Annotated in this window: 8 protein-coding genes and 2 pseudogenes; 6 read left to right on the forward strand and 4 right to left on the reverse strand. The window is 36.3% G+C overall.

Going from position 1 to position 10,522, the window contains the following annotated elements; translation table 11 throughout:
- Window positions 1–146: 146 nt before the first annotated feature.
- The 3 genes and pseudogenes from CDG56_RS06195 to CDG56_RS17515 all read right to left on the reverse strand — a co-directional run.
- Window positions 147–1,208 (reverse strand): HNH endonuclease, encoded by a 1,062-nt coding sequence (locus CDG56_RS06195; protein ID WP_087547278.1) that lies wholly within the window; start codon window positions 1,206–1,208, stop codon window positions 147–149.
- Window positions 1,195–1,761 carry a GIY-YIG nuclease family protein gene (locus tag CDG56_RS17570; protein ID WP_033133982.1) on the reverse strand — a complete coding sequence of 189 codons (567 nt, stop codon included), beginning with the start codon at window positions 1,759–1,761 and terminating at the stop codon, window positions 1,195–1,197. The genes CDG56_RS06195 and CDG56_RS17570 overlap by 14 nt, the downstream gene beginning before the upstream one ends.
- A 54-nt stretch (window positions 1,762–1,815) precedes the next feature.
- Window positions 1,816–2,394: pseudogene (locus CDG56_RS17515) on the reverse strand (class I SAM-dependent methyltransferase); the annotation flags it as partial.
- 151 nt (window positions 2,395–2,545) lie between these two features.
- Between CDG56_RS17515 and CDG56_RS06205 the strand changes: the two are divergent.
- Both CDG56_RS06205 and CDG56_RS06210 read left to right on the forward strand, forming a co-directional pair.
- The gene (locus CDG56_RS06205) at window positions 2,546–2,875 is read left to right on the forward strand and encodes a DUF4236 domain-containing protein (protein ID WP_087547280.1); all 330 of its coding nucleotides are present in this window, start codon (window positions 2,546–2,548) and stop codon (window positions 2,873–2,875) included.
- A 100-nt stretch (window positions 2,876–2,975) separates the two neighbouring features.
- Complete coding sequence (locus CDG56_RS06210; protein ID WP_087547281.1) at window positions 2,976–3,290, forward strand: hypothetical protein; 315 nt, start codon at window positions 2,976–2,978, stop codon at window positions 3,288–3,290.
- Between the two features lie 69 nt (window positions 3,291–3,359).
- Here CDG56_RS06210 and CDG56_RS17260 read toward each other — a convergent pair.
- Window positions 3,360–3,623 (reverse strand): annotated as a pseudogene (locus CDG56_RS17260) (hypothetical protein).
- 363 nt (window positions 3,624–3,986) lie between these two features.
- On the opposite strand from CDG56_RS17260, the gene CDG56_RS06220 reads away from it, so the two are divergent.
- The 4 genes from CDG56_RS06220 to CDG56_RS06235 form a co-directional block, all read left to right on the forward strand.
- A complete protein-coding gene (locus tag CDG56_RS06220; protein ID WP_017395410.1) occupies window positions 3,987–4,661 on the forward strand; it encodes a hypothetical protein in 675 nt (224 codons plus the stop codon).
- The gene (locus CDG56_RS06225) at window positions 4,662–6,935 is read left to right on the forward strand and encodes a hypothetical protein (protein ID WP_087547282.1); all 2,274 of its coding nucleotides are present in this window, start codon (window positions 4,662–4,664) and stop codon (window positions 6,933–6,935) included.
- Complete coding sequence (locus CDG56_RS06230; protein ID WP_087547283.1) at window positions 6,919–10,152, forward strand: site-specific integrase; 3,234 nt, start codon at window positions 6,919–6,921, stop codon at window positions 10,150–10,152. The genes CDG56_RS06225 and CDG56_RS06230 overlap by 17 nt, the downstream gene beginning before the upstream one ends.
- Before the next feature lie 189 nt (window positions 10,153–10,341).
- Window positions 10,342–10,522: VF530 family protein (locus CDG56_RS06235; RefSeq protein ID WP_087547284.1), on the forward strand; the 181-nt coding region annotated here is incomplete at its 3' end.

Raw genomic sequence — 10,522 nt, forward strand, 5'->3', positions numbered from 1 at the left:
TTATCATCAATTATGAAGAAGAGTTGTCCTTAAAATATCCTGTTCGAATAATTATTTAAAGAAATTTTAGGAAATTAACGTCACATATTGACGCAGTCTTTTTCAAGAATTTGTGTGATTCATACAGTTAAAAATATTTTTAAAACTTAATACACTGCGACAAATATCTTCTTCTCTTTTCCACCCAACCAAACTAAATACTCATTCTCTATTGCCTGCTTATATGCCCAGTCGGCAACCCGATGCGAACGCTGCATATCGGTTAGAAAACCTAATTGAGAAATCTCTTGAGTGATTAGTCGATCATGTAAATGATTACGTTCTCTCCATTGATCTAGGAATTGCTCGGACGCCAGATAATTACTTTTTTGTGAGTTGCATTTTTCATCCGCTAGGACAAAATTATGTCCAGTATCGGCAGGATATAAAGACCATGGAATAAAATGATCCACGGCATATTTTGAATTTTTGAGACTTTTTCCACAGTAAAAACACTGGCATTGCTGTAAGTCAATTAAGAAGTCCGCAACCTGCCCCAATTGATTACGACTTGGAGCAAACATGAATTCATCTAGGTCAGGCAAACCATCCAGTACCACCAGGTTCTGCTTATTCAGCCGGACAAAATCAATCCAGCGCTTCTGGCAAAGCTCTTCAATAATTTCACTAAACTGTCTCAAACAATACATCACTTTGGGTAAAAGCTTGAGGGACTGTTTTGAGTCTTCAAGGCAATAGAGAAATTCTACCGTTTGACCATTCAGATTCTGCAAATATACTACCGGCATTTGCTTTACCGTTGTCGCAACTGTTCGCTTCAGCCTGTTCCAGTAAAGTACATCCTTTCTCAACGCGGCCAAGGTCTTGAATTGTTGCTGTGCATTCTGAATTTCACTGATGATCTTTGCCTGCTTACCAGTGCTTTGATGAATAGTAAAAGGCTCATACTGGTTAAACTGAAACGGCAGTGACTGTTTCCAGTACAAGTCAATAAACTTTTCCGCAATATCCTGATATTCCAAATGCAAGGCAGCACCGGTATCTTGACCCTGTTCAATCGCCAGACGCGTGATACTTATCAGCAAAGCAAACTTATATGTCGAAGTAAAAGTCCCTGACTGCAATATCTGCTGAATATGCTTCAAGAATTTCAGCTGCTCGTTGGGTGTAGGTTTATTATTTTCTATAAAGTGATCATCCTGCCACATGTTGAAGCTTCACCTGTCTTTGTAATCCTGCTTCCGTAGCGATTTCCATCATTTTCGCATTTTGAATGGCTTTTTTACGCATAGCTGAAAGGGTTTTTTTAAACTCGTGCTGATTACCTTTCAAATTGAGTGGCAGTATCGTTTGTTCAAAAACCTTTTCCTCAACATTCCAAGGTTCTTCACAAATTATCCAGGACACATATGCATTATCTTCAAGCCATGCATCCAGCCATTGCTCACCTGAATGCGTGAAAGTCATGCGATTACCTGACCCTACTCTTCTAAGCGGATACCCACTCATCTCAGCCAGAAGTATGCCCAATGTTCGTCTTAGTGTTGAACCTTCTGCATTACCTGTAAAGTGTGTTTTAAGCCGTATTCTCAAGTTTGATTTACTATTTGGTTTAGTCTTTTTGTCAGGCGATATGCCAACATACAACAAAGTGTATTCTTGATACGTTATACAGTTTTTTGTTGGGATTCCCAGTGGATTTGTTTTGAACCACCAAAAATAAATCCCGTGTTCTGCAGGAATCAAAGAGGGCTCTTTCATTAACTCGGCACGACTGTATAAACGCTGTGGGTAATAATCAAAAGCATGTGATTGCTTTTTCCATATTACGTTGATCCACTCTTCTGTACGGTCTGGACGTTTATCTACAGTAATCCATTGCTGTAACAGTAAAGCCTGATCTATTTGTTTGAGTAAGTCGTAAGCTTGTTTCTCATTCAAGTCAGTAAAGCTGCGCCCTTCTTTCTCACGGTCTGTATCGCCATATTTAAAAGACATATAACACACACCATTTGGCTTTAATGCTTTAAATATGCGCGCCAGCACTTCAGTCAGGCGATCTCTTTCACAGTGCAAAAGAGAAGCACAAGCCCAAATCCCATCATACTTAGCTACTTCATTCAGCTCATAAAAACTTTGCTGACGTACCTCGATACCTGTCAGCTCTCTCGCCTTTTCAACCAGCTCGGCAGAATAATCAATTGCTTCAACTTGATAGCCTTTTTTCTTAAATGCCAAAGTGTCCCGCCCCGAGCCACAGCCCAAATCCAGGATCAATGCCTGTTCTGGCAAATATCTTAGAAATGGTGCGTAAAGACTTTCCATCTCAACCTGATAGGTATTTTCAAAAAATGCTTGAGCATGTTGATTGTAATAATTTGATGTTTGATTCATTGTCTAAAAGCCAATATCTTATGTTAAAGAACATACTGATATTTCACTAGATAAGTCAAATGATCAGTCCTATGAATGAATCAAACTCTTATTTCACTGTATCCGGACAACTGAGATAGAAACCAAACTGGTTCTTTTAAATGGAAAAAAAATGGGCTTCAGATTTCGCAAGAGTATTAAAATATTACCTGGATTAAAAATCAATCTGACGCATAAAGGCATCAGCAGTGCAAGCATTAGCAAACCTGGTGCTTCTTTAAATATTGGCAAAAAAGGCACCCGAACCAGCGTTGGTATTCCAGGCACAGGCCTATCCTATTCAAAACACCAGCCCTATAAGAACAGAGTTGGCAACCAAAAAAATCCTACTCAGGAACAACAACCATTCTATACATCACATACTGAGAAACCCAAATCGAATGTCGGGATTTGGGTAATTTTTGGATTATTTTGTTTTATTGTCGGGGCTATTATTTTTTAGAATTAGCCGACCTTTGTACCCATAACATTTATTCCTCTAGGCAAAATTAAATTCACTCATTACTATGGACGGATGTTAAATACAATAAAGGCTGCCACTGATGTCTGATAATGACAGTACTCTGGATTATGATGAAAATGATTTAATCGATTCTCCCTTGTCTCAAATTTTACAAGAGGATAATGAGCAAGTTGAAATTCTCATTTATCGATTACCTGATAGTAACTGGACACTGGAAGTGGTAAACCAAAATGGTACTTCTACGGTATGGGATGAAACATTCCCGTCAGATCAGGAAGCTCTATCTGTTGCTATAGATGGAATTAAAGCCGCAGGCGGTATTCAAGCATTTTCCGAACTCAGTGACCTCGAAGCAAAGAAAAATATTTTTCCTGAATTCCTTACTCGCCATTAAAAATGAAGCTGCTGGCTTGGATCTGAGTCAGTATTTTCTGGATTCTTAGAACCTGTCGCGATGATAGGTTCACTTCAACCCAAACCCATCTAGTGTTGAAGGGTCAAAATTTTCATCAAACATAAACTCATCTGCTCGCTCTTTTATTAATGTCGCCAAGGTATAAAAGAAACATTTCTCACATAACTGCAATTCATATCTTTCCCCGTCATGCTTGGAACCATAGCCTCAATGCGCCGATAAAGTTCCAAACTCCAATTTCGTTGATTGGTTGCATACATCACATACAACATCTGTAACGACTTCTACCTGTTTCAGTTGTTTAATTTCCATATACGGCTCCCGATATCAATCATGTTAAATTTGTCTACATACTTATCAAAAATTGACTCCTGTTGGGTTTTAATTACCATTAAAAAAGATCAAATTTGAGCATTGTTATTGTAATAATCAACTGTACCCATCCCTACTGTATTCATTGTAATCTGCTATGTGAACATCATAATAGAAACATGATATTTTTTGCCAACTCACAAATATAGCTAACTAATAGTGAGTATCTAATCGAGAAGGAAAATTTGAAACTTTCAATAATAAATAAACTTTAAAAACAAGAAAAAAATGATTCCTCCTGCCATTTTCAAAAGCTCCAAATATACGTAAGTATTACTGTATTATTTTTATTCAATAACACACATGGATTTGACATCTGAACTACTTTTAAAGTTTCCAGCAACACAGATAATTACTCTAAAAAATTTCAAAAAAAGCAGAATCACCATTCATCCACAGGCGTATGGTTTCAACTTATGCTACTTAAATATGTTTAAAAATCTCACTGCAGATTTAGATATTTCTAATCGCATAAAAGAACTCCATGTGTGGAAAACTTCAGAATTTGATGGCTACTCGATTTTCAATAATATTCACTTATATCTTAGCTATTTAAAGCAAGATATTAATGAAGTCACTTTAATTATTCACAATCAACAATCTTTTTCAGATGATGAGTTAGCATTTCTGATGGAGTTATGCAGTCGTGAATTTATTCAATTCATCAAATCTACAAAATTTGACATTAAGCCTTTGAACCCACGAAAAACATTGCACTTGATTAATACACATCTTTCACGTCAAACACTATTAACTCTTAACAAAAAATCATCTTTAAAGCCACATCATCAAATGAGTCTGGAACTGCTAGCACAACTACTTTCATGCTCTCGAAACCAACTCAATCAGCGGATGAAAAAGATCAAGCAAGAACGTACACAGATTTTTAATGAATTATCATTACACAGCAGATGTGTAAAAGATCTCTTAGATCACTCAAATAGCGATCTGAGTGCAGAAAAAATTTGGAGATCTTAAATGTCTAATGATCTAAACGAACATTTTGATTTACCAATGATTTCAATTAAAAGAACAATTGAAAAATTGTTCGGTGATGAGCAATTTGAACGTGCACAACATATCAACTTTGTGATTGAACTATTGTCTTCTCAACATACTGACAACTGTCTAGATGGTCTCAATCTCGATTGCTTTGACATCGATGTAGAATTTCAGTCAAATCTGCCCAAACCTTCAGTAATCTCTTTTTCTAAAAAAGTTAAGATCAGTGATTTACCCATTACGTCATATATCAATTCAATTTCGCAATTATCTGAATCGCAGACGCATGCAAAAAATTGGAATATTCTAGTTTTAAAAGCAGCAATTTATTTAATTGCTCTTCCTGAGCTCAAGCCAGATCTTTTTAAACAAGCACACACAGAACACTTCAATACCGTAAAGCGCTTATTCCAACGCTTTAGGACTGCAAATAAAAATTTAGATACTGAAAAAAAATATCAAAATACAGAAGAGTATCAACGTCTCTGGAGTACCTATCTTCAAGATCCAACACAGAGCTTAGAACAATTTATTCAACATCTGATCACATTAGATACGGATGAATTGCCTGAGTTTGATCGCAATCTACTCAATGATATTCGGATTACTTTTAACTACATTTTAAAAAACAAAGCGAAGATTGCACGTGCAAGTATCGATACGCAGCTTCAACATCAGTTTCTTGATGAAGAACAATTCATTGAAGAAAGTATCGAAATCAAAAAAGGGGCCTCGCCTAAGGCACTGAGTATAGAAACCTTAATCGATAAGCCGATTAATCGGCAAATTGTTGTCAATCCAACTGACGTCACACCACTCGCAGCACATTCAGAAACGAGTCAAAGCTATGTTCTACCGCTTGTTGCAAAACATATTCAACGCAAAGAACATTTACTTACGTCGAGTAGTTTTTTTCCGAATCCATCTAGCGTGAACCATCTACTGAAAAGACTTCATGTGGACTACTCTGAACATCAAAATAAAAGTGCTTTAATCCTGATGCTCGCATTTTTGACAGGCAACAGTGTGAATGAGTGGCTATATATACAAAGCAAGCGAGCTAAAAACTTAAATAACCGCCAAAAATTGATCCATAAAAATGATCAATTCTTCTTAAACAGTAAATTTAATGTATTTGAGAACCGTGATTTTGAGTATTCAACAAGCTTACTTAATCAGACGATCTATTTAGACATTCCAATCCCGAATCTATTCATTGAGGATCTCCGCAAAATGGATTCGGTTAGTTTCGATGATATACAGCAATATTTACGCAAATTAAGGCAAGAATTATTGATTCCAAAACTGTCTGTCGTAAAGGTGAGTTCTCTACTGCATCATACGGTTCTTGCAAAAACAGGGAATAAACAACTCGCAGATTTAATCACAGGGATTGATGCCAATCAGTCATCATCTATTTCTTATTGTCATCAGAATATTCCACGATTACATGCACAATATATTGATATTCTAAAATCACTTTGTGCAGATGTAGCAAGCACATATGAAAGCTGTGTACGTTCGCTCCCTGATTCAATAACTCATTTTGGTAGTCGTAAAGCTCCAAAACCACAGGTCATTACAGAGATTTTTGCTGTATTGAAATTTAATATTTTTTCACAAGCCGAAGATGATCTAATTTCAATCTTTAATCATTATAATATCTGGCTATGGCATATCCTCCTTCTTTTTACAGCAGCACGCCCCGTTGCTGAATTCCCTGGATTTCTTAAAAACTTTAATTTAAAACGCCAAATTTTGATGGTTTCTGACAAAGAAGTAGGCGGCCGTAATGGATTCGGACGCCTCATTCCGCTTTGTTCATTTTTAGTTGAAGAGATAAAAAAATTCCTTAAATTTTTAGAATATTTTTCGACTCAAATCATGATGAGTCATCCAGCTTTAAGTGATGTCATACAACAAATAGAAGCAAGTAAGCTGCCCTTTTTGGGAATCATCCAAAATGATGAGTGGAAACCACTAAGTCCTTCTACAGTCAAAGATTTCCATCCTGAATTAGGACTTGATCATGAAAATTGGCATCGCCACACAGCTCGTGCATTTTTGACTCATAAATTTTCTGAACCTGAAATTTTAGCTCTATTTGGGCATGAGCTCATGCAACAAGAAGCAGCACATCCATTTTCCAGTTTATCGCTCTCTCAATTTTCTAAAATTGCAGATGTTTTAGAGCAAATGAAAACATATTTTAAAATTACAGGTGTTGAAGCTCATGTCATCACGCAATAAAAAAATCTCAGAAAAACGCTATGCTGAAGACAGACGTCAATTCAAACGAGATAAGTCTAAAAACGACATACGAGCTGGTGCAGAACAAGAGCTCCGACAATACTTTGATGAACAAAAATTCTCAAATGAAGACTTAATTCAAGCTTATCCTGCAATTTATGAGTTTATTAAACGTAAAGCACCGAATCTTGCCTGGAAAAAATATGCTCATGAATTCTTCCGAACATATATCAAAGACCTCAATAAAAGTAATAACCTAGACCTCCCACTACCTTATCTCACCTTTGAGATGAAACGCGATGAACCAATTTTCACCCTAGATTGGATCCAAGCAGGTCATGAAATTGACATCATCCTCGAAAAGCTGTGGGATTACTGGATTCTTGCTCAAGATAGTTCCGCTTTTTCTGATGATGAAATTATTGGGAATATTCTGCTTTGCTCAATGTTATACGGTGGATTAAATCAAACAGCTTCATTAAATGCTTTGCTCGAACATTTAAAAAACCCTGAAAAAATCCAAAAAATTTTCGATTTTAATATCATCTTTTTAGAGCCACTTTCTCCAAGCTATGGCGATCTATTTGTTGATGAAAAAACAATACGAAAATCACGTAATTTTGTTCCAGATCAACTCACACGACTCTGGCTCATTCACTTCAATACAAGACAAATTCGTGACATCAGTCTAGACGTGAATGCGTATCTGCACCTCATTTTTCAAAAAGTAAAACATCCATACACCAAAAAGACTTTTAAGTTTTTACGTGACTACGCCAATTTTAATTGGCTACAACTGCAGAATGCAGATGTTGATCCTGCCCTTTCACAATGTTTGTTAGAAAACACACTCACGTGTGGTTTATCAGAACATGAGTTTGAAAACTTTGCATTCCCAAAATTTAAAACTCAATTAAGTGATGAAATCGAACGAAATGTCTCTTCTACAGCCAAAGTCCTACCAGATCTCAATACGTCTGAAGCGGTAGAGAATGTGATATTTATTCATAAAAACTTGCTGAAAATAATTCGCACATCATCAACGGACCAACCTATTGCTGAACTCATTATTGATTTTTGCCTGCGTCACCAAGAGCAGTTTAATGAGTTTTCTAAACGTATTATTTTGTGGCTCATCAGTCTCTATCGACCAAGTTCAGAGCAAATAAAAGAATTATCAACCACCTTTGATTTTGATACAACTCAGTACACGAAGGCATTTCAAGACAATCAAAAACTCGCAGATAGTTCAATCTATACATATTACACCCGGATCGCAGAACCGTTTTTAACTCATGCCTTACAATACTTCGATGCCGACGATGACATTAATGATCTGCTGAACAAAATCTATCAACAAATCATTAGCAATACACGACTTGCTGATGAAGCAGATCGACCTGAGTTTAAAAAATCTAAAGACCAAACAATCCGCATGTTGAAACGCTTTCACACCTTTCAACAAATTGTTTTTCAAGCAGAAGATTTTGAACTTGAATTTATTGCATCGCAAAGTCGACCACGGGCACGCATCATAGGTCACACAGCCTTCCAAGTCATATTAAAGAAGTTAAATCAGCTCTTACATGACCAATCCATCTCAGACCATCACTATAAATTATTAAAAATTATTTATATTTTGGCTTACCGTACTGGTATGCGTATTAACGAAATACTCGGGTTACGTGTAAAAGATATCGAGGGTTTAAATCAATTTTCAATCTGGGTTCAACCTTATGGTTCAAAAAAGCAAGGGAATCAACATCTGCTCAAAACTGATAGTGCGGAACGGATTGTGCCTGCCTACGCTTTGCTTAAAGATGATGAGTACCAATCTTTTAGCGAGTTTGTTGTTGAAAAACGTTTAGAGAATAAGAAAAGTTTATATTTATTCAGCAACTTGAATGAAAATAAAAAACTGAATAAACACACTGTCACCGTACCCCTAAAACTGATATTAAATCAGATCTTTAAAGGGCATCATTACTCCTTTCACTCTTTTCGTCACACTGCAGCGAATCATTTATCGCTTTTACTGAACTGTGAATATGCACCACTTGTGCAAAAGCTAACCGACTATAGCGAAAACGAATATCAAAAAATTCGAGCTGAGCTACTTCAAAATCAACATGGACAAAACCATTGGTTTGTTATTGCACATCTCTTAGGACATATAGAGCCAGTTGAAACATTCAAAAGCTATATTCATTTAAGTTATTTCATAGCTGGTCAAAAACTACTAAAACATCATCCAGATATGCCTAATGAATTGGCTAAAAAAATTATGGGACACAATGCAACGTTTAAAAATTTGCAAATAACAAATGATGAAAAAGACTTTAATTTTGAAAAATACCAGGCCGTTCTAGCAACTATATTATTGAACGATCAAACAAAATGGCTTCAAAGTAATGCTACTGACATTTTAGATGAACTGTCGTTACAAATAGATCAATCCCATGATTTTTTTGATTTCTTTGTTGGAACAGAAGATTCTAAAATTTCACTTCAACGCTTCTATGAAACGCTCAATATATTGGAGACTACTCAAGATCCTAAAAGTACAGCTCAACGTATGTGCTTGCCAGAAGAACTCGTCAATTATTGGTATGAAAATGCTCTAAATTTAGCAAACATTAAATCAAAAAAAGGGAATCCACGTTTATTTAGTATTGATAGCTCAACCCACTTAAAACCAGCAATGCTTGATAGCGCTGAAGAGCTTCATGCGGTGACTTATTTTTTTGAACATCTACAGAAAATAGCTCGTAAAAATCCAATACAAATTGCATGCGTCCTGAATATATTTTTGAATCGAGTGACCGCATCACATACAGGTATCCATTATCGCTGGAAGGATATCGATCAACTCGAACATTTTTACTCCCAAGTTAAGGCTTTATTTCCTGCCAAATTTTGGCACTTACTTGGACAAGATTTGCAAACAAAGTTAGATGCTAAACAACAGCCTCAACTTTTCAAATTAGCAAAAGCATCAACAGATAAACATCCATCAACTCAAGAGGAATTTCCTCGTCTACAACTCTACTCAGTAAAAGATGGTCATGCTCTTGCTGCATTTAAATTTTGCTTACATCTAGCATGTATTGGTCGCCCACGATCTGTTCAGCTTAATGAGTTAGATGACATAGCGCCTGTTACCCTACATAAGTCTATGGCTGTATTACACCAAGAGGAACTTTTTAAAACTGATTAATTTATGATTTCCATATCGGGACACTACGCTTTGCTACGTCTTGCGAAGCAATCCTTCTTATCTCAAGAAAATGGGGCTCCAACAAACTCGGTACGGTTCACCCTTTATGATTATCACAAATACTCAAAGCGAGTTTTTCCAACTAGCCCAGGTTATAATAATAGCCACCCAAAATACGATTGATCTATTATGAACACCTCCAATGACCCTTTACACGGCAAAAAACTTGCTGACATTTTGGATGAATTATTGGATTACTACGGTGGCTTTGAAGGCTTAAGTCGCAAAATTGAAATTAGATGTTTTTGCATAGACCCAAGTGTTAAATCATCATTACGATTCTTGCGTACCACACCATGGGCACGTGAAA

It is taken from the genome of Acinetobacter sp. WCHA39 (assembly GCF_002165385.1).
In the GTDB taxonomy this organism is placed as follows: Bacteria; Pseudomonadota; Gammaproteobacteria; order Pseudomonadales; family Moraxellaceae; genus Acinetobacter.